15 protein-coding genes are annotated in these 19,408 nt (G+C 76.6%); 8 read left to right on the top strand and 7 right to left on the bottom strand.

Going from position 1 to position 19,408, the window contains the following annotated elements:
* Window positions 1–97: 97 nt before the first annotated feature.
* On the top strand, window positions 98–1,234 hold the full coding sequence (locus IE313_RS02695; RefSeq protein WP_189929192.1) for a hypothetical protein: 1,137 nt from the start codon (window positions 98–100) through the stop codon (window positions 1,232–1,234).
* 131 nt (window positions 1,235–1,365) lie between these two features.
* On the opposite strand, the gene IE313_RS02690 is transcribed toward IE313_RS02695, so the two are convergent.
* From IE313_RS02690 to IE313_RS02670, 5 genes are all read right to left on the bottom strand, one after another.
* Window positions 1,366–2,538 carry a PASTA domain-containing protein gene (locus IE313_RS02690; protein WP_189929191.1) on the bottom strand — a complete coding sequence of 391 codons (1,173 nt, stop codon included), beginning with the start codon at window positions 2,536–2,538 and terminating at the stop codon, window positions 1,366–1,368.
* Between the two features lie 309 nt (window positions 2,539–2,847).
* Window positions 2,848–3,114, bottom strand: a complete 267-nt coding sequence (locus IE313_RS02685) for a hypothetical protein (protein WP_189929190.1) — start codon at window positions 3,112–3,114, stop codon at window positions 2,848–2,850.
* A gap of 20 nt (window positions 3,115–3,134) precedes the next feature.
* Window positions 3,135–4,289: an inorganic phosphate transporter gene (locus tag IE313_RS02680; RefSeq protein ID WP_189929189.1), complete on the bottom strand. Its 1,155-nt coding sequence runs from the start codon at window positions 4,287–4,289 to the stop codon at window positions 3,135–3,137.
* 273 nt (window positions 4,290–4,562) lie between these two features.
* Window positions 4,563–5,894, bottom strand: a complete 1,332-nt coding sequence (gene lysA / locus IE313_RS02675; protein WP_189929188.1) for a diaminopimelate decarboxylase — start codon at window positions 5,892–5,894, stop codon at window positions 4,563–4,565.
* A 10-nt stretch (window positions 5,895–5,904) separates the two neighbouring features.
* A complete protein-coding gene (locus IE313_RS02670; protein ID WP_189929187.1) occupies window positions 5,905–6,336 on the bottom strand; it encodes an SAV_915 family protein in 432 nt (143 codons plus the stop codon).
* A gap of 548 nt (window positions 6,337–6,884) precedes the next feature.
* On the opposite strand from IE313_RS02670, the gene IE313_RS02665 reads away from it, so the two are divergent.
* Genes IE313_RS02665 through IE313_RS02655 form a run of 3 tightly spaced genes read left to right on the top strand, consistent with a single transcriptional unit; the run spans window position 6,885 to window position 12,267 of the window.
* Window positions 6,885–9,968, top strand: a complete 3,084-nt coding sequence (locus IE313_RS02665; RefSeq protein WP_189929186.1) for a serine/threonine-protein kinase — start codon at window positions 6,885–6,887, stop codon at window positions 9,966–9,968.
* Window positions 9,955–11,424: a protein kinase domain-containing protein gene (locus tag IE313_RS02660; RefSeq protein ID WP_189929185.1), complete on the top strand. Its 1,470-nt coding sequence runs from the start codon at window positions 9,955–9,957 to the stop codon at window positions 11,422–11,424. The genes IE313_RS02665 and IE313_RS02660 overlap by 14 nt, the downstream gene beginning before the upstream one ends.
* 48 nt (window positions 11,425–11,472) lie before the next feature.
* Window positions 11,473–12,267 carry an FHA domain-containing protein gene (locus tag IE313_RS02655; RefSeq protein ID WP_189929184.1) on the top strand — a complete coding sequence of 265 codons (795 nt, stop codon included), beginning with the start codon at window positions 11,473–11,475 and terminating at the stop codon, window positions 12,265–12,267.
* A gap of 254 nt (window positions 12,268–12,521) precedes the next feature.
* Here IE313_RS02655 and IE313_RS02650 read toward each other — a convergent pair whose 3' ends face one another.
* Window positions 12,522–13,352 carry a hypothetical protein gene (locus IE313_RS02650; RefSeq protein ID WP_189929183.1) on the bottom strand — a complete coding sequence of 277 codons (831 nt, stop codon included), beginning with the start codon at window positions 13,350–13,352 and terminating at the stop codon, window positions 12,522–12,524.
* Window positions 13,353–13,631: 279 nt separating this feature from the next.
* Between IE313_RS02650 and IE313_RS02645 the strand changes: the two genes are divergently transcribed.
* Window positions 13,632–14,996, top strand: coding sequence for a cryptochrome/photolyase family protein (locus tag IE313_RS02645; RefSeq protein ID WP_189929182.1), 1,365 nt, complete (start codon window positions 13,632–13,634; stop codon window positions 14,994–14,996).
* A gap of 147 nt (window positions 14,997–15,143) precedes the next feature.
* On the opposite strand, the gene IE313_RS02640 is transcribed toward IE313_RS02645, so the two are convergent.
* On the bottom strand, window positions 15,144–16,283 hold the full coding sequence (locus IE313_RS02640; RefSeq protein ID WP_189929181.1) for a serine hydrolase domain-containing protein: 1,140 nt from the start codon (window positions 16,281–16,283) through the stop codon (window positions 15,144–15,146).
* Between the two features lie 564 nt (window positions 16,284–16,847).
* Here IE313_RS02640 and IE313_RS02635 point away from each other — a divergent pair.
* The 3 genes from IE313_RS02635 to IE313_RS02625 all read left to right on the top strand — a co-directional run bounded on the left by IE313_RS02635 (window position 16,848) and on the right by IE313_RS02625 (window position 19,279).
* Window positions 16,848–17,285: a DUF7144 family membrane protein gene (locus tag IE313_RS02635; RefSeq protein WP_189929180.1), complete on the top strand. Its 438-nt coding sequence runs from the start codon at window positions 16,848–16,850 to the stop codon at window positions 17,283–17,285.
* A gap of 217 nt (window positions 17,286–17,502) precedes the next feature.
* Window positions 17,503–17,940, top strand: a complete 438-nt coding sequence (locus tag IE313_RS02630) for a potassium channel family protein (RefSeq protein WP_189929303.1) — start codon at window positions 17,503–17,505, stop codon at window positions 17,938–17,940.
* Between the two features lie 217 nt (window positions 17,941–18,157).
* On the top strand, window positions 18,158–19,279 hold the full coding sequence (locus IE313_RS02625) for a zinc-binding dehydrogenase (RefSeq protein WP_189929179.1): 1,122 nt from the start codon (window positions 18,158–18,160) through the stop codon (window positions 19,277–19,279).
* The last annotated feature ends 129 nt before the right edge of the window (window positions 19,280–19,408 follow it).

The raw sequence follows: 19,408 nt of genomic DNA, 5'->3' as shown, positions 1-19,408 counted from the left end.
TCCGTCCGCTTGGTCGTTGCGCGCTCAACCTCTCTCTGGTCGGCTGCGGCCGGCCCATCTCCCGGTCCCGCGTGCACCATTGAGGAGACAGCGCAACATGAGCCATCCAGGGACGTCGATCAAGCGGGTGCGGACCGTCGTGGGAGTGCTGAGCCTGGTGCTCTTCGCGCAGACGGCGTGCTGGCTCGGCTACGACGTGGCCGAGCGCGGTGTCGACGGGGCGTGGACCGTGTGGACCACCGGCACCCCCTCCGGGCTGTCCGCGACCAGCTCACTGGACCTCGGACTCGCGGCCCTGCAACTCACCGCGGGCTGGGCCGCACTGCGCAGGGGGCGCGGCGCCGGCGGGCTGCTGGTGACCGCGTGCGCCGCGACCGTGCTGTTCCGGCTCCCCGTGCTCTGGTACCTGCTGCTGAACTCCCCCTCGAACCCGTGGTTCGGCATGCTCACCGGCGCGTCGCTCGACGTGGTGGGCCTCACCTGCGTCTTCGCGGTCCTGGTCGCCGCCGTGCTGGGCACCCTGCTGGTGCGGGCCCGGCAGTTGGAGAACGAGATCGCCGAGGCGGAGGCCGCCGCGGAGGCGGCGGCCCTGCACGGCGGCGCGATCCGGCCGGTGAAGGTCACGGCCACCGCCTCCGGTGCCGTGCTCGCCGTGCTGAACGTGGTCTACATCTTCCGCAACGCCATCACCGCCTACCGGGTCGGCCCGCACGGGCTCGCCCACCTGCTCGCCGGGCGGGGCACGGGACGTGCGGTGCTCGCCGTGTCGTCGCCCTGGCAGTGGACGTGCCTGACCCTGCTGTGCGGCGCGGGCATGCTGCTCGCCGCCCGGCGCCGTCCGGTGGCCGACGGCTTCGCGCTGGGCCTCTCGCTGTTCATGGTGCCGTCGTCGTTCACCGACCTGTGGGGTGCCTCGGTGGCGGGCACGCTGTTCCAGGTGCCGGCCGCCAGCGGACAGAACCTGCTGGAGGTGGTCGGCGGGCTGGCCATGGCCGCGCTCATCGTGTGGGAGGCCCGCCAGGACCGTTTGCGGCCGCTCGGCGACGGCATCGAGTTCCCCTCCGCCTCCACTCCCCTGCCGGGCACCGGGCGCACCCTGCTGAGCAGGTCGCCCTCGGCCGCGCCCCGGTCGGGCACGGGACCGGTCCCCTCGGCCACGGCCCCGGCCCCGGTGCCGGCCGCCGCGACCGCACACGGCGTGCGCACCGCCGACGGCGGTCCGGCCGAGGGGTAGGGACGGCCGAGCGGCGGGGAGAGCGGCGGAGCCGGCGGTGGCGGTATGAGGTAGCGGTAGACGTGGGGCCTGCGGGGCCTGCTGGGTCCTCTGCCGCAGGACGGTCGGGGCTGCGGCAGAGGGCGCCGGCTTCAGGCGTGGTGCCAGCGGTTGCGTCCGTCGGAGGCCGGGCCGCACACCATGGGCGTGCCCGCGGACGTGACACCCGTCGCACCCGCGGGCGCGCAGAAGGCGCCCGGGTGGACGATCGGACCGCCGCCGCCCGTGGCCGACGAACCGCCACCCCCGGTGGACGAGCCCCCCGACGAACCGCCGCTACTGCCGTCCCCACTGCCACCGCCACCGGTGGACGAGGCCGCCGAGCCTCCTGACGTACCGCCGGCGGTGGACGAGCCGCCCGGGGCTCCACCGCCCGTGGTGGCGCGGTCGTCGCTGTGGTCCCGGTAGTCCGGGCGGCCGTCGTGGTCCCTGTCGCCCAGGTAGGAGCCGTCCGTGGAGCAACCCGCCGCGGGGTGCGCCAGTCCGAGCGTCACCTGCGACGTGATGTCCTCGCCCTCGGCGGGGTCCTGCTCGCACACCCGCCAGGAGTCGTGACCGCCCTCCGGCAGGGCGTCGTTGAGGTAGCGGGCCTCCGCCGTGACGTCGTGCCCGTCGACACCGCGGTCGGCCAGTTCCGCCACGGCGGTCCGCCAGGTCTTCCCGATCAGGTCCGGCATCGCGGGCCAGGGGATCCGTCCGCCGTCCTCCTCCGGACAGGGCTCACGGTCCTTGACCGCGGCGAACTCGATCACCTCGCGGCCGCCGTCGTGTTCGGCCTGCTGGAAACACACGACCCAACCGGACCGCACGACGACCGTCCGCCCGGCCGGGGAGGCATCGTGGTGGCCGGTGGTGAACCCGGCGTCGCGGGCCCTGTCCTCCGCCTCGTCGAGGTGACTGCCGGTGAGGTCGGGCGCGTGCAGGGACGCGCGCGGCGAGCCCGTGGCCGAGGACGGTGCCGGCGTACCCGTCCCGACCGCCACCTGGTTCGCCTTCTCCTTCCCGGTGTCGTCCAGTTGCCCGCCCAGCCCCGCGCCGATCGTCAGGAGGAAGAACGCGCCGACGGTGGCCCCGAGCCTGGTGAACCACCGCCAGGGCGGCAGCATCCACAGCGCCACGACCGAGGCGATCAGCACGAGGAACCCCAGGGGGAGGCTCAAGGCCCCGAGGACGGCGACCAGGACGAGGAGGCCGAGCGCGGCAGGGGTGGTTCTCCACCAGGGCCGTGCGGCCGTGCGCGGAGGCGGTGACGAAGGCTGGTTCACGTGGCGGTCTTCCTGGGCTCGGTGGGAAAGAGGACGGGCCCGCCTCCGGTGCACCCGGAGGCGGGCCTTTCTCGGTTCCGGAAGGAAACCGCCAGATATTACCTATGCGTTCAAAATAGAACAGAAAGTTCCGGACATCCGAACTTCCGGATATCCAGGAGCAAACGGGAACAGCGCGCACCCGGATGAAACCGGGCAGCAGCACGCACAGCGGTGGGCCCCGCCCCACGGGCGCGCCCCGGCCGGCGACCCCGGCCAGCGGCTCCGGCCGGAAACCCCGGCCAGTGGCCCCCGGTCAGCGACCCCCGGTCAGTGGAACTGCGGCACGATCAGGTAGATCCCGTACCCCACCGCCGCCGCGCAGGCGAGGAAGCACACGCCTGCCTGTGCGAGGGCCGCGGTGGGGGCCCTGCCCGCGGTGGGGGCCCTGCCCGCGGTGCGGGGCCTGCCCGTGGTGCGGGTGCTGTCGGCCCGGGAGAGGCCGAGGACGCCGAGCGCGAAGACGGCGACGACCGCGACGGTGACTCCGGTGCTCACGGCGGCGACCTCGCCGAGGGCGGTCCAGTCCAGATCCATGGTGGGTTTCCTTCCCGTGCTCAGGCGGCGCTGCCGACGCTCGCGGGTGCGGCGCCGCGGAGGGTGACCCGGTGGGCGTCGTTGACGTTCCGCGCGTGCACCGGGTTGCGGCGCGAGGCGAGCACGATGGCGGTGGCGACGGCAGCGGCGAGCAGTGCGATCAGCGCGGTGCCGAGGTTGCCGCCGTGGGTGACGGCGATCGCAGAGAGGCCGCCGACCAGCGCGGCGGCGGGCAGCGTGACCAGCCAGGCGATCACCATGCGGCCCGCGGTGCCCCAGCGCACCTCGGCGAGGCGGCGGCCCAGGCCCGCGCCGAGTATGCCGCCCGAGCACACCTGCGTGGTGGACAGCGCGAAGCCCAGGTGCGCGGAGCTCAGGATCACCGTCGTGGCGGCGGCCTCCGCGGCGAAGCCCTGCGGCGACTGGATGTCCGTCAGACCCCGGCCCATGGTGCGGATGATCCGCCAGCCGCCCAGGTAGGTGCCCAGGCCGATGGCGAGCCCGGCGGCCGCGACCACCCAGAGCGGCGGTCCCGCGTCGTGGCCGAGCGCGCCCGCGGAGATCAGCGTCAGCGTGATGACGCCCATCGTCTTCTGTGCGTCGTTGGTGCCGTGTGCGAGGGACACCAGCGAGGCCGAGGCGATCTGGCCGAGCCTGAAGCCCCGCGTCACCGACTCCGTGCGGGCCCGCGCGGTGATCCGGTACGCGAGGTAGGTGGCGAGCAGTGCGGCGACGCCGGCCACGATCGGCGAGGCCACCGCCGGTACGAGCACCTTCTCGACCACCTTGGAGAAGTGCACCCCGTGCTGTCCGGCCCCGACCCACACGGCACCGATCAGGCCGCCGAACAGCGCGTGCGAGGAACTGGACGGCAGGCCGAGCAGCCAGGTCAGCAGGTTCCACAGGATCGCACCGACCAGCCCGGCGAAGACCATGCCCGGGGTGACCAGGGTGTCGTCCACGATGCCGCCCGAGATCGTCCTGGCGACCTCGGTCGACAGGAACGCGCCGACGATGTTCAGCACGCCGCTGACCAGCACCGCCGTTCTCGGTGTGAGCGCACCGGTGGCGATGGAGGTGGCCATCGCGTTCGCGGTGTCGTGGAACCCGTTCGTGAAGTCGAAGGCGAGCGCCGTGACGATGACGACCGCCACGAGGAACGTGATGTGATCCATGTCGCAAGGAAAGCGGCCCGAGGCGTACGCCGGTGGAACCGGAGGAGACGCCGGGGTTTGCCACGGGGGACACGCGCGTGCCGGTCCTCCTGCGCGCCGGCGCGAGACCCCCCTCCGGGAGACCACATCCGGGAGACCGCCTCCGGCCGGGACGGGCGGTGGGTGCGGGTGTGGGTGTGGGCACCTCCGGGCGAGGGGGCCGGGCCGGGTCACCCGCCCGGAGGTGGTGTGGGGGGCCGTCTGGGCCGCGTGGGCCGCGTGGTTGGGCCGGGTTCAGAGGCCCACGTCACGGCCCCGGATGTCGTCCAGCGACTCCCGGCGGACCAGGAGCCGGGCGCGGCCCTCGTGCACTGCGACCACCGGTGGCCGGCCGACCATGTTGTAGCCGGAGGCCATGGACAGGTGGTAGGCCCCGGCCACCGGCACGGCGAGCAGGTCGCCCGGGTGCACGTCGCCGGGCAGCACGACGTCGGGGGCGAGCACGTCACCGGCCTCGCAGTGCCTGCCGACCACGGTCATCAGGGCCGGGTCCGCCGCGCCGGCCCTGCCGACGAGCCGGGGCGCGTAGCGCGCGCCGTACAGCGCGGGCCGCGGGTTGTCGCTCATGCCGCCGTCCACCGCCACGAAGACCGTCCCCGCGGTGCGCTTGACCGCCAGGACCCGGTAGAGGACGACCCCGGCGGGCCCGGCGATGGCGCGCCCGGGCTCGATGATCAGCCGGGGCACGGGCAGGCCGGCCGCCGCGCAGCTTCCCGCCAGCTCCGCGCGGACCCTGCGGGCCAGCGCGGTGACGTCGAGCGCCGCCTCGCCCGGCCGGTAGGCGATGCCGTGTCCGCCGCCCAGGTCGAGTTCGGGCAGCACCAGGCCGTGCTGCTCGCGGATGCGGGCCATCAGCCCCACCATCCGGCGCACCGCCGCCAGGTAGGGCTTGACGGTCGTGATCTGGGAGCCGAGGTGGCAGTGCAGCCCGGTCAGGGTCAGCCGGGGCTGGTCCAGGATGCGGGCGACGGCGTGCTGGGCGTGGCCGTCGGTGAGGGACAGGCCGAACTTCTGGTCGTCCGTGCCGGTGCGGATCTTCTCGTGGCCGCCGGCGCCGACACCCGGCACCACCCGCACCATGACCTTCTGCCGGCCCTCGGGCCCGACCGCCGCGGCGAGCCGGGCGATCTCGGAGGGGCTGTCGATCACGATGCGCCCGACGCCGAGCCTGAGCGCGGCATCGAGGTCGGCGGGCGACTTGGCGTTGCCGTGCAGCACGATCCGCTCGGGCGGCACCCCGGCGGCGACCGCGACCTCCAGTTCGCCCGCGGAGCAGACGTCCATCCCGAGGCCCTCCTCGGCGACCCAGTGGGCCATGGCCCTGCACAGGAACGCCTTGGCGGCGTAGCGGACGTCGGCGTCCGGGAAGGCGAGCCGGTAGGTGCGGCAGCGGTTCCGCACCTCCTGCTCGTCCAGCACGTAGACGGGGGTGCCGAAGCGGCTCGCGACCTCGGTCAGCGGGACACCGCCCACGGCCGGTTCTCCCCGGGTCCGCTCGGTCGTACCGGCCGGCCACACCGAGAGGTCGAACGCGGCGGTGCCGGCGGGGTCAGGAACGGTGATCACGCGTGCCTCCTCAGCCGGCCCACAGTGCCAGCGCCTCGATCAGCGCGGCGGCACCCGTGACGCGCAGCGCGGCGGCGGTCCGCGTGTGCCGGTGGGGTCGGGCCCGCGTGGTCCGCGGTTCGGCGGCGGGGGGCGCGGGACGCCGCACCCGGGTCGCGGACGGCGCGGTGAGCTGCGGATCGACGGTGAGGGCGGTGACGCCGAGCGGCTCGGTGAGGGCGCGCAGCGCGGGCTCGGCGAGTCTGATCCACGCCTGCCGCGGTCCGAGGGCCGCGGTCAGCCGCCGCTCGGTGGTGAAGGCGACGGCGGTGCGGCCGCCGAGCGGGGTGCGGAACAGACGGGTCGCGCACCCCGAGGGCCCCGGCCGGACGGGCACGTAGAGCGGTCCGGCCGGGAGACGATCGAGGGGTTCCGGATCGCCACCGCGGGTGGGTTCTGTCATGGGATGCCTCCTGGAGGATCCGTGGGCGGTACGTGCCGCGGTCCCGCGCCCCGCGGGGGCCGGAGCCGCGGCACGCCACCGACGCTAAGCCCGCGCTCCCGCCTCCCCGTGGCCCCATGACGCGATGCTGACGGCGAGGACGCGGATACTGACACGTTGCTGACGCGCGAGCCGCCCACCGGGGTGCCGACGGGCCCCGGCCCCGGGCGGTGCGCGGGACCGGGCCGCGCGCGGGACCGACGGTATGCGGGGCCGGGCGGTACGCGGGGCCGCCAGGCGCACCGCACCACCGGACACACCGCACCACCGGACACGCCGCACCACGAGCACACGGCAACGCCGGACACACTTGCACCCCTGCATACGCGGCCGCCCGGGGCGCGGGCTCCCCGGGCGCCGTGGTCCAGCCGCAGGCGGAGGCGGGCGGGGCGGCCCGGCGGTTAGAGTCTGGTGAAGTCGCGCCGCCGTCACCGGAACCCGAGCGATGCGCGGCCTGTACGGGGCGGTGCGGTCTGTTTCGTACGCCGTGGCGGCGGAGGGGGAGTACCGTGCAGCCGCTCCAGCCAGAGGATCCGGACCGGGTCGGCGCCTACCGGTTGCTGGCGCGACTGGGCGCGGGCGGCATGGGCGCCGTCTACCTCGGCAGTTCGCCGGGCGGCCGGATGGTCGCGGTCAAGCTGGTCCGTGCGGGCCTCGCCCGTGACGCCCGCTACCGCGCGCGGTTCCGGCGCGAGGTGGCCGCGGCCCGCACGGTCACCGGCGCCTTCACGGCCCCGCTGCTGGACGCCGACCCGGAGGCCCTGGTGCCGTGGTTGGTCGCCGAGTACCTGCCGGGGCTCTCGCTGCGCGAGGCGGTCGGCACCTTCGGCGGCTTCCCGCAGGCCACGGTACGGCTGTTGGCCGCCGCGCTCGCCGAGGCGCTGGCCGACATCCACCGGGCCGGCCTCGCACACCGCGACCTCAAGCCGGAGAACATCATGCTGACCGCCGGCGGCCCCCGGGTGATCGACTTCGGCATCGCCCGGCCGGACGCCGCCACCGCGATCACCCTGCCGGGCGCGGTCCTCGGCACGCCCGGCTTCATGTCCCCCGAGCAGGCGTTGGGCGGTGTCGCGGGGCCGGGGAGCGACGTCTTCGCGCTCGGCGCGGTCCTGTTGTACGCGGCGAGCGGGCACGAGCCGTTCGCTGCCGCCGACCGGGCGGCCACGCTGGCGCGGGTCCGGCTGGCGCGCCCGGACCTCACCGGGCTCACGGACCGCCGGCTGCGCGCGCTGGTCGCGGCCTGCCTGCGCCGCGAGCCGCGGCAGCGGCCCTCCGCGGCCGCGGTGCTTGACCGGCTCGGCGAACCCGCCGCGTCGGTGCGGGGCACCCGCTGGCTGCCCGCGCCGCTGGCGGAGGAGATCGACCGGCGCATCGGCCACCCCGAGCCACCGCCGGGGACCGTACTGCCGCCGACCGCGTTCCCCCCGCCCGGCACGGCGCCCGGGCAGCCCGCCCCGGGGCACCCGCCGGCCCTGCACGACGACTCGACGGCGGAAGGACCGGCGGCCGCGGGACCGGCTCCCGCAGAACCTGCGGCCACGGGGCCGGCTCCCGCAGAACCTGCGGCCACGGGGCCGGCTCCCGCAGAATCTGCGGCAAAGGGACCCGCGTCGGCGGGCTGTTCCGCGGTGACGACCGGGCCGGCGGTGACGGGCGGGCCGGCCGTGACGGGCGGTCCCGCGGCCATGACGACCGGTCCCGGGGTGGCGGGCGGTCCCGCCGCGGTGGCCGGGCCGGCGGCGGCCGACGGGGCCGCGCGGCCCGCCGCGCTCACGACGGCGGACGGGCCCTCGCCGCCGGCCGGGCACGCGCCGCCCCGACCCGCCAACCACCCCCGCAAGTCCCCAAGGTCCGGCAGGTTCCCTGGGTTCCCCAGATCCCCCAGGTCCCGCAAGGCTCCCAGCTCCCCCACAGCCCCGTGGCCTCCGGCCCGCCGTGCGCTGCTGGCGGCCGCGGTCGCCGTGCCCGTCGCGACGGGAGCCGCCTTCCTGCTCCGCAGGACGCTGTCGGCGCCGGACACCGCGCCGCCGTCCGGGCGCGCCCCGCACGGACCCGCCTCCTCGCCCTCGACCGGCGCGCCGCCACCGGAGGCCGCCGGGCAGTGGCGCAAGAAGGTCATCGACGACCGCTACGGCTACCCGCTCCTGCACACCGTCGACGGCGTGCTGCTCGCCACGCACGGCGGCGGTAGCGAGGTGCACGCGCTCGACCCGGCCACCGGCCGCACCCTGTGGTCCCGTCCCGCCGACCCGGGCCCCGCGGACAAGGTCACGGTCGGCCCCGGCGGCGCGTACCTGGTGGACCCGCGTGCCCACGAGGTCTCGGTGCTGCGCGCCGTCGCCCCGGCCTCCGGACGCACCCGGTGGACGTACACCGTGCCGCTCGGCAACTTCCCGTGGGGCGTGGCCGCCACGGGGCCCGTGGTCTGCGTCGCCTTCGGCGGGCAGGTCGCGGGGCTCGACGCGAGGACCGGCGGGCGGCGCTGGAGCGCCCGTGCCACCGGGATGACCGTCGTCGCGGGCGACGGGCTGGTGGTGGCGGTGGGCGAGGACGTCCTCACCGGCCTCGGCGCGTCCGACGGGCGGGTCCTGTGGACGTATCGGGTCGCCGAGTCGCCGCAGTCCCCGCTGGTCGGCGACGGCCTGGTCTTCGTGCGCGACGCCTTGGGCACGCTGTACGCGATCCGCTCGGCCGACGGCGGGGGCGTTTGGAAGAAGACGCTCGACTACCGCAGCCAGGTCCGCCACACCGGCGGCGGCCTGGTCTACGTGGACGACACCGACGGGCGCGTCCGGGCGCTGCGGGCCGGCACGGGTGAGGCGGTGTGGTCCCGCCGGCCGGGCCGGGACGCCCGGAACCCGTACGCCGAGTCCAGCGTGCTGGGGCTGTCCGGCGGTGTGCTGTGGGTCGGCGGCACCGACCGTACGGTGTACGCGCTGGACGCCTCCGACGGCAGGACCTTGTGGACCTACGGCGCCGACGCCGGGTTCGACACCGACTCCGGCACCGGGGCGGGTGCGGTGTCCGTCGCCGGGCTCGTGGTTCTCGGCACCCAGGCGGGCCACGTGGAGGCGGCGCGCGCCCCCGGTCGTGCGCGGGGTGCCAAAACGGACGGCGGCGCCCGACCGGGCGGCGGGCAGGTGGGCGGGCAGGTGGGTGCGCTCATCCTGGACGGCCGGGCGGCGCACGGCGCACCCGCGGACGACAAACTGGCGGACGGCGCACCCGCGGACGACGCACCTTCGGACAGCCCACCCGCGGACAGCGCACCCGCGGACGACGGACTGGCGGACAGCCCACTCACGGACAGCCCACCCGCGGACAGCCCACCCGCGGGCAGCCCACCCGCGGACAGCCCACCCGCGGACGGAGGGCCCGCGGACGGAGGGCCCTGGCACGGCGGACTCGCGCAGGGCGCGTCGGGCCGCGGCGGCGTGCCGTACGCCGGGTACGGCGGCCATCTCGGTCAGGCCGGGCACTCCGGGTACGTGCGGGCACGCGCACGGGGCCGGCTCCGCACGGATGGCGGGCGGGCCCGGGCGCTGAGCGTGCCGGGCCGGACGGACGGGGGCCCGCGTGGAGCCGCTTGAGCAGGACGACCCCCGGGTGCTCGGCAGCTTCCGGATCCTGGCGCGGATCGGGTCCGGCGGGATGGCGGCCGTCTACCTGGCCCGGTCCAGGGGCGGCCGGGCGGTGGCCGTCAAGGTGATGCACGCGGAGCTGGCCCGCGAACAGGAGTTGCGGGCCCGCTTCGGGCGCGAGGTGGCGGCGGCCACGGCGGCCGGCGGCGTGCACAGCCCGCCCGTGCTGGGCGCGGACCCACAGGCCGCGACGCCGTGGATGGCGACCGCGTTCCTGCCGTCGCTGTCGCTGCGGGAGGCCGTGGACAGGTTCGGCGCGCTGCCCGCAGGCACGGTCCGGCGGCTGGCCGCCGGCCTCGCCGAGGCACTGGCCGCACTGCACCGCGCCGGGATCGCCCACCTCGACGTCAATCCGGCGAACGTCCTGCTGACGGCCGAGGGACCGCGACTGATCGACTTCGGCATCGCCGCGCCGACGACGGCGGCGGCGGACCCGGACTCCCACGGCCCGGCCCCCGAGCCGCACGCACCGCACGGTCCGCCGGGCACGGCCGGGGAGCACCCGGCCGCCGTGTCCCGCCCCGCCGGCACCTGGGGCTTCATGTCACCGGAGCAGGTGGCGGGGACGGCGGGCGCGCCGAGTGACGTGTACTCGCTCGGCGCCACGCTGGAGTACGCCCTCGGCGGCCGGCCCGGCACGGACGGCGCGCTGCGCGAACTGATCGGCGCCTGCCGGCGGCCCGAGCCCGCGGACCGGCCGACCGCGGCCGAGCTGACCCGGCGGCTGGCCGCACCGGCCGCGGACGCGGAGCGGCCCGGTGCGCCGTGGCTGCCGCCGGCCGGCGCGCCCTGGCTCGCCCCGGCGCTGTTGGCGGCGATCGACGCGAAGGCGAGCGCCGCGGACAACCCCCCGCTGCCCGCCGCCCTTCCACCGCGCCGCCGGCTGCTGCTCACCGGTGCCGCCGTCCTCGTCGCGGCGGCCACGGGCACCGTGTTCGCGGTGGCGTCCGGCGGGGGGTCGGAAGGGGCGCCCGGCGGGCGTGCGCGGCCGGGCCGCCAGGACGGGGCGGCGTCGGACCGGCCCGGCTCCTCCGGCGCCGCGGCCTCCCCTGCCCCCTCGCCCGCCGCCAGACGCTTCACCCTGGAGTTCGTGATCACCGGCGACGGTCCGCTGACCTCCCTGGCGTACGCGGTGAACGGCACGTTCACCGTACGGAAGGACGTACGGCTGTCCTGGCGCACGAAGGTCGAGGTGACGAGTGCGGCGGGCAGCGTGGACTGGCGGCTGCGGTTCACCATCCCGGCGGGCAGGGCCAGATGCCGGGTGCTCGTCAACGGCGTCGAGAAGAGCGACGAGACGTACCCCCTGCCGATGGGGGGCACGACGTTCCCGTACCCGTACGACGTCGACACGGGAGGAGCCGTGGCGATCGCCCCGGGACCCCTCCCCGGCACCGGCGGCTAGCGTGGATCCGGGCACCGCGGGCGCGGTCGCGAGGGAGGGGCGTACAGCATGGCGAGCAAGGTCAGCTTTCTGCCGAAGGGCATGGGCAGCCTCAGCCGCGGGCTGCCGCCGTCCCGGCCGGGCACGCTCTTCGTCCTCGGCTCCGACGGCGGGATGAGCGTGTCCCCGGACGCCGGCTTCCGGCTGCTTTTCGGGCGCAACCAGCCCGACGTCCACGTCTGTGTCGGCGTCGGCGACACCTGCGTCAGCCGGCGGCACGGCCTGATCACCCACGAGTACTCGCGCTGGGTGCTGCGCAACACCGGCAAGCTGCCGATCCGCTTCCCCGGCTCGCGCCTGGTGCTGAGCGGGGACGAGGCGGAGCTGCCGACGGGGTACACCCCGCTGTTCATCGTGGCCCCCCGTCAGGAGCACCTGCTGGAGGTCAGGATCGCCGCGGGTGCGCCGCCGCGCGCGGGCGGCGGCCCCGAGCTGTACGGCGAGGAGACCCTCGACCGCGACGCACGGGACCTGAGCGGCGAGGAGAAGCTGGTCCTGGTCTGCCTCGCCCAGCGCTATCTGCGCAACGATCCGCAGCCCCAGCCGCTGACCTGGGCTCAGGTCGCCTTCGAGCTGGCGGAGCTGAGGCCCGCGGAGCAGTGGAGCGCCAAGCGCGCCGCCCACATCGTGGCGCGGGTGCGCAAGCGGCTCAGCGCACGGCACGGGGTGCCCGGGCTGCTGGAGGAGGAGGTCCCGCAGCCGGTGGGCAACGCCCTCAACCACCATCTGATCACCGACCTGCTGGTCACCACGACGATCGCCAGGGCGGACCTGCACCTGCTCGGCCCCCGGCACGCCGCCTGAGCCGGCCGCCGTCCCGGAGAGCGGTACGGGCGCCGGGACGACGGCCGGTGCGGGAGCCGGAGCCGGGGAGCGGAAGCCGGGACGACGACCGGTGCGGGCGCCGGGGCCGGTGGGGGAGGTTTGGGGGCCGGTACGGGCGCCGGAACGAGGGCCGGTGCGAAAGCCGAGCCGGTACGGACGCCGGAGCCAGTGGGGGAGATCCGGGAGTCGGCGGAAGAGGCACGGGACCGGCCTGCACGGGACCGGCCGACCGCTCAGCCCGAGCCACCCGCGGCGGCGTCCCGCTCCCGCCGGCACCGCTCGCGGCACCCGGACCCGCGGCACTCCGACCCGCGGCACCCGGACTCGCGGCGCCCGGAGAGGACCGCGCCCGCCACCCCGCACAGCACCGCGGGGACCGCCATGAGCACCGCCGGTGAGAGGACCACCGCCGCGGCTCCGTCGAGGTCGTCCAGCGCTCCGGCGAAGAGCAGGACGAGGAGCAGCGCGACGCCCAGGAACATCCCGCCGAGACCCGCGGCCGTGCCGGCGATCCAGGCGCGGGACCGTTCGATGCCGCGGCGCGCGCGGGCGACGCGTTCGGCGGTGCCGGGAGCGGGCGCCCAGCCGGGACCGCGCCGCCGCTCCCACAGGGCCCGCAGCTCCCGCACCTCCTCGTGCAGCGCGAAGACGGCCCTGTCGTCGAGGTGCGGCAGGAGGCTGCGGCGACCCGTGCCGTCGTGGATCACGACCGTCTCCGTGACGGACCCGGGCCCCTTCACCGCGACGGGAACGGTCTGGATCTCGATGGCCTGGACGTCCCGCCAGGCCGTCCTGCGGGAGCCCAGCGCGGTCACGACCGTGATGCCCTCCGCGTCGGTGAGCGTCGCGCTGCGCCTGGCCGCGGCGCGGACCAGCAGGAGCAGCACGACCAGCAGCAGCGGCAGCCCGAGCAGCAGCCACAGCGGCGCCCCGCTCCTCGACAGCTCGGCCATCCCGGCCATGATGCCGACGAGACCGAAGCCCGGCAGTCCGAGGCCGAGCCCGCCCGAGCCCGCCCGGTACTCGGGAAACCGCTCCTCGTCCGCCCACGCCTGTTCACCCATGACCCCATCGCCTGCCCACCGTTGTCCCTCGGCTCGACGCCCCGGCCTGCGTGCACGTTAGGGCGGCACGCGGGGACCGGTCCCCGGCGGCGGCCGGCGCCGGGCCCACCGGGGCGGGCGTCCGGCGGCCGACCGGGGCGGGCGTCCGGCGGCCGACCGGGGCGCGGCGCGGCGTGTCGCGGCAGGCCCGGCGGCCGGGGCCGGGCGACGGGCCGACAATGGGCGGGCGCCGCCCGCGGGTGGTGCGGCTCGCCCAGATCCGCCGTCCCGGGAGCCCGTGTGCCCACCGCAGCAGTCGCCCTGTTCACCGCGGACCTGCGGCTGCACGACAACCCGGTGCTGCACGGCGCGTCGGGCGGCGCGGACGCGGTCGTGCCGCTGTTCGTGCGGGACGGCGGGATCGGGTCGGCCGGATTCGACGTGCCCAACCGGCGTGCCTTCCTCGCCGACTGCCTCGCCGACCTCGACGCCGGGCTGCGCCGCCGCGGCGGCCGGCTGGTGCTGCGCTCGGGCGACGTCGTGGAGCAGACCTGCCGGGTCGCGCACGCGGCCGGGGCCCGGGACGTGCACGTCGCGGCCGATGTCAGCGGCTACGCGCAGCGGCGCACCGCGCGGCTGCGGGCGGCGCTCGCAGCCGACGGCGTGCGGCTGCACGTCCACGAGGGTGTCGTCACCGCGCTGCCGCCGGCCGCGGTCACTCCGCAGGGCAAGGACCACTTCGCCGTCTTCACGCCGTACTTCCGCCGCTGGTCGGCCACCGGCCTGCGGTCGCCGCTCGCGGCGCCGCGGGCCGCCCGGGTGCCGGACGGCATCGCCTCCGAGCCGCTGCCGCACAGCGCCGGGGTGCCCGGCACCTCGCCGGGCCTTGCCGGGGGCGGCGAGCGCGCGGGGCGCCGTGCGCTGTCCGGATGGCTCGGCGGCGGTCTCGACGGGTACGCCGACCGGCAGGACGACCTGTCCCTGGACGGCACCTCTCGGCTCTCGCCGCACCTGCACTTCGGCACGCTGTCCGCGGCCGAGGTGGTGCACCGGGCCCGTGGGCACGGCGGCGCGGGCGCCGAGGCGTTCGTGCGCCAGCTCGCCTGGCGCGACTTCCACCACCAGGTGCTCGCGGCCCGCCCGGACGCCGCCCACGCGGACTACCGCACCCGGCACGACCGCTGGCGCCGGGCGCCGCGCGAGGCCGAGGCGTGGCGCGCGGGACGCACCGGCTACCCGGTGGTCGACGCGGCGATGCGGCAACTGCGGCACGAGGGCTGGATGCACAACAGGGCCCGGCTGCTGGTGGCGAGCTTCCTCACCAAGACGCTCTACGTGGACTGGCGGGTGGGCGCCCGGCACTTCCTCGACTGGCTGGTCGACGGCGACGTGGCCAACAACCAGCTCAACTGGCAGTGGGTGGCGGGCACCGGCACGGACACCCGTCCGCACCGCGTGCTCAACCCCCTCGTGCAGGCCCGGCGCTTCGACCCCGACGGGGACTACGTACGGCGCTGGGTGCCGGAGCTGGCAGGCGTCGAGGGCCGCGCCGTGCACCGGCCCTGGCTGCTGCCCGGCCGCGCACTGCCGGGGCACTACCCCGAGCCGATCGTGGACCTCGCCGAGGGCCTGGACCGCTTCCGCACGGCCCGCGGCCTGCGCTGAGCCGCCCGCGGCGATCCGCCCGCGTGCCCGCCGCCCGCGCCGAACCGGCCCGTGCACCCGCCCCGTTCCGTCGGCGGCGCCGGCGCCCCCGGCCCGGCAGGGGTGCGCCCCCGGCGGCCGGGGCCACCCGGCGGCCGGCCGGGGCGGTCAGGACGCCAGGCAGCCGCGTACCGCGTCGACCAGCGCGCGGGCCCGCCCGTCGCCGTGCCCGACCATGCGGTTGGCGACGTAGGCGAAGCCGACCCCGTACGCGTCGTCGCCGAACGCGAACTGCCCGCCGGCGCCGTCGTTGCCGAAGCTGCGCGGGCCGAGCATCGGGCGGAAGGCGGAGTCGAGCAGGAACCCCGAGCCCCACCGGGCACCGGCGTCGAAGCCCAGCCAGCCGGTGCCGGACGACACCTCGCGCACCGCGTCGGCCACCTGCTCGGCGCCGAGCAGCCGCGGGCCCCCGTCGAGACCCGTGGCCGCCGCCGCGTAGAGGCCGGCGAGACCGCTCGCCGAGGCCACCGCGCCCGCGCCGGGCAGTTCCATGCGCAGCAGCGCCGGGTCGTTCCAGCCGCGCGGCTCGTCCAGGCCCGGGAAGACCAGGGCGCCGTTCATCGTCACGATCCGGGTGAGCAGCGACTGGGGAGGCGGCAGCGGGGGCCGGCCGGCCGCTTCCACCAGCACCGCCCGCTGTGCGACCTCCTCGGCGGGCAGCCCGATCCAGGCCCGCAGGCCCAGCGGCCCCGTGACGGCGGTGCGGAGGTAGGCGCCCGGGGTGAGGCCGGTGATCCTGCGGATGACCTCGCCGACGAGGAAGCCGAAGACATGGCCGTGGTACTCGTACGCGGTGCCCGGCTCCCACAGCGGCCGCTGTTCCTCGATGGCGGCCGCCACGGGTGCCCAGGCGGCCGTCTCGTCGAAGGTGAGCACCCTGTCCAGGGCGGGCAGCCCGGCCCGGTGGCCGAGCACCATCCGGGTGGTGACGGCCTCCTTGCCGTGCGCCGCGAAGGCGGGCCAGTACCGGCCGACCGGCGCGTCGAGATCGAGTCGGCCCTGCTGCGCGAGGAGGTGCGCGGCCACGCTGACCAGGCCCTTGGCACAGGAGAAGACCGGCACCGCCGTGTCCTGCCGCCAGGGGCGCCCGGTCCGCTCGTCGGCGACCCCGCCCCACAGCTCCACGACCTTGCGTCCGCCCGCGAACACCGTGACGGCCGAGCCCAGCTCCGGGTACGCGGTGTAGTTCCGCGCGAAGGCGTCCGCCACGGCGCCGAAGCGCTCGTCGGCCCATCCGTTGTGTTCCACGACCCCTGTCCCGTTCGTCCGTGTGCCGCTGCCCGGAGTGCGGCCACCGGGCGCCGGGCCCGCACGCCGGTGCGCGACCGGCCCACGGTACGGGGGTGCGGTGGTCGGCCACGAGCCATTTACCGGGCCGCGGGCCGCCCCTCGGCCGAGGGGCCCGGGACACCGCCGAGGCGCCCGGGGCCCGCGCGCGCCTGTGCGGCTGCGGCGCGGTGTCCGGGCCGTCCGGGCTCCCCGGCTCCGGCAGGCGTGCCGGGTGACCGGTGGGCGTCGGCGGCCGGTCCGCGACAGCGGCGACCGGCAGGGGCAGCGGCGGCCGGTCCGCGACAGCGCACACGCCCCGGGCGCCCTTCGCGGGGCCGGTGGAGTGACGCGCACGCGGCGCCTTCGACGCGTCGCGGGGTTCGACGGCCACTCTCGCACGGCCCTGACCTGCGGCGACGGGAAGGCCATCACCCGTTTGGCCGTACTGCGGTGGTGGGGCCCACAAGGGGCGCACACGCTCGATATGAGCTAGGGACACCGGCTCAGCTCCAGGTGTCCTCTTCCGACATAAGGAGCCCTCTCATGGCACAGACAGCGGCACCCCGCACGCCCCACCGCCCCCCACCCGGCGGGATGGCCGGCGGCCTCGCCAGGGGCGGCACGATCTTCGCGGGCATCCTGCTCCTTGTGGACGGCCTGCTCAGCATCCTCAAGGGCATCGCGGGGATCATCAGCAACAACGCGTTCGCGGGGGTGGGGAACTACGTCTACGCGTTCAGCGTGAACTCCTGGGGCTGGCTGCACCTGGGCGTCGGCATCGTGGTCGTCCTCGCGGGCCTGGGCATCCTGGCCAGGGCGCCGTTGGCGCGGGCCTTCGGTGTGGCGATGGCGTCGCTGAGCATCATCGCGAACTTCATCTGGCTGCCCTACCAGCCGGTCTGGGCGCTGATCTCCATCGCCATCGACATCTTCGTGGTGTGGGCGCTGTGCACGGACCGCAGGCGTGTGCAGATGGACTGAGCCCGGCGGGGGCGACGGGGGCCGGCCCGGCGGGGACGGTCCGGGTCGCCCCCCTGCGGGCCCCGGCGGAGGCGGCTCCGGTGCGGGCCCCGGCGGGGGCGGCCCGGTTGGTCCCGCCGGACCCGCCCACCCGGGCCCCGCCGGGCGCCCGCCGGACGGGCGCGGCTCCTTCGCGCCCGCGCGGGTGTACGCGGTGGCGGTCCTGCTCGCGGCGGCCATGGTGGCGGCGTACTGGCTGCTCCCCCTGGACGGCCTCGGCCCCCGGCACCCAGCGGTGAGCTGGACGGTCTTCGTCACCGCCCTCGCCCTCGTCGCCGCCCTCCTCGTCCGGGAGGTCCTCGCGGTGCTCACGGACCGCCCGCGACGCAGGCCGGGCCTGGTGATCCCCCTGCTCGTCTGCCTCACCGTGCTGGTCTTCTCGGCCGCCTACTTCGCCCTGGCCAAGCAGCCCGGCGAGATCCGCAGCCTGCACACCCGCCTCGACGCCGTGTACTTCACCATGGTCACCCTCGCCACCGTCGGCTACGGCGACATCGCCCCCCTCGGCCAGTCCGCGCGCCTGGTCACGGTCATCCAGATCCTCTACACCTTCGTCTTCCTGACGGCGGCGACGACGGCGCTCGGGCGGTACGTGCGGGGGCGGGTGGGGGCGTAGTGCGCCCACGGCGCGTGGGCCGACCGGGGTGCCCGGCACCGGCCGCGGTGCCGGCCACGAGTGGTGCCCGGTGCCCGGCCGCCGGGCCCCGGCCGCCGCCCGGCCGTGCGCCCGCTCAGGACGGGAGTCCGGGCCCCGGCCCGGCGCGAGGTGAAGGAGGCGCCCGTACCTCCCGGGTGCCGCCCGGGCGGGAGGCGGTGGCTGCGACCATGGCCCTATGACTGTGGGAGAGGGTGTCGTGGGACGGGCCGTCGTACTGGAAGAGGTCGGGCGGCCCACCGTGCTGCGGGAGTTCGGGGTGCCGGGGGCACCCGCCGGGGGCGCCGTCGTCGCGTGCGGGTACGGCGGGATCTGCGGGACGGATCTGCACCTCCAGCAGGGGCACCTGCCGGTGCCCACCCCGCTCGTGCTCGGCCACGAGGGACTGGGCACCGTGCGTGAGCTGGGGCCCGGGCTGACGCACGACGCGACGGGTGCGCCGCTGCGCGAGGGCGACGCGGTGATGTGGGCCTCGTCGATCGCATGCGGCCAGTGCCCGCCGTGCCGGCTGCACCGCGAGCCCACGCTCTGCGAGAACCGCCGCACCTACGGCGTCAACCGCTCGATCACCGACGGGCCCGCGCTCTCCGGGTCCTGGGCCGACCACATCGTGCTGCAACCGGGCACCACCCTGGTGCGCGCCCCCGAGGACGTCCCGCCGCCGGCCGCGATGGCACTGGCCTGCGCGGGCCCGACCGTGGTGCACGCCCTGTACGAGCGGCGCCCGGTCCGGCTCGGGGAGACCGTGGTGGTGCAGGGCAGCGGGCCCGTGGGGCTCGCGGCGGCGGCCTTCGCGCAGCTCTCCGGGGCCGCGAAGGTGATCGTCGCGGGCGGTCCGGCGGGCCGGCTGCGGCTGGCGGCCGCCGCGGGCATCGGCGACGTCCACCTGGACATCGCGGGCGCCGCCGACCCCGGCGCCGTCCTCGACGAGGTGCGCGCCGCCACCGGGGGCGCCGGTGCCGATCTGGTGATCGAGTGCGCGGGCGTCCCCGCGGCCGTCGCCCAGGGGCTCACCCTGGCCCGGCGGGGCGGCTCGTACCTGGTGGTGGGCCAGTACACCGATGCCGGTGACACCCTCCTCAACCCCCACCAGATCGTGCACCGCCAGCTCGACGTGATCGGCTCCTGGGCGTTCTCCGGCGCCCACCTCGTGGAGTACGTGCGCCTGCTTCCCGCCCTGAACGCGCGCTTCGACCTTGCGTCCCTGGTGACCGAGTTCCCGCTCGCCGAGCACGCGCGGGCGCTGGCGGCGGTCGCGGACGGAACGGTGATGAAGGCGGTCCTCACCAGCACCGCCTGACCCCCCGCCACCGGCGCACCGGCGCACCGGCACGCCTGGCGCCCCGCCACCTGCCGCCCCGGTGCCGCCAGGCGCCCCGGTGCCGTGAAGCGCACCGCCACCGGTGCGCCGGTGCCGCCGGCCGGTTCG

This window comes from Streptomyces sulfonofaciens (genome assembly GCF_014656295.1).
Classification (GTDB): Bacteria; Actinomycetota; Actinomycetes; order Streptomycetales; family Streptomycetaceae; genus Streptomyces; species Streptomyces sulfonofaciens.
This window is presented reverse-complemented; position numbering and strand designations above follow the sequence as displayed.

Excerpts from the sequence above, each read along its gene's own strand:
- IE313_RS02635 (WP_189929180.1), top strand. The coding sequence starts at position 16,848 with ATGGCACAGACAGCGGCACCCCGCACGCCCCACCGCCCCCCACCCGGC.
- IE313_RS02680 (WP_189929189.1), bottom strand. The coding sequence starts at position 4,289 with ATGGATCACATCACGTTCCTCGTGGCGGTCGTCATCGTCACGGCGCTC.
- IE313_RS02655 (WP_189929184.1), top strand. The coding sequence starts at position 11,473 with ATGGCGAGCAAGGTCAGCTTTCTGCCGAAGGGCATGGGCAGCCTCAGC.
- IE313_RS02695 (WP_189929192.1), top strand. The coding sequence starts at position 98 with ATGAGCCATCCAGGGACGTCGATCAAGCGGGTGCGGACCGTCGTGGGA.
- IE313_RS02650 (WP_189929183.1), bottom strand. The coding sequence starts at position 13,352 with ATGGGTGAACAGGCGTGGGCGGACGAGGAGCGGTTTCCCGAGTACCGG.
- IE313_RS02685 (WP_189929190.1), bottom strand. The coding sequence starts at position 3,114 with ATGGATCTGGACTGGACCGCCCTCGGCGAGGTCGCCGCCGTGAGCACC.
- IE313_RS02670 (WP_189929187.1), bottom strand. The coding sequence starts at position 6,336 with ATGACAGAACCCACCCGCGGTGGCGATCCGGAACCCCTCGATCGTCTC.
- IE313_RS02630 (WP_189929303.1), top strand. The coding sequence starts at position 17,503 with ATGGTGGCGGCGTACTGGCTGCTCCCCCTGGACGGCCTCGGCCCCCGG.
- IE313_RS02625 (WP_189929179.1), top strand. The coding sequence starts at position 18,158 with ATGACTGTGGGAGAGGGTGTCGTGGGACGGGCCGTCGTACTGGAAGAG.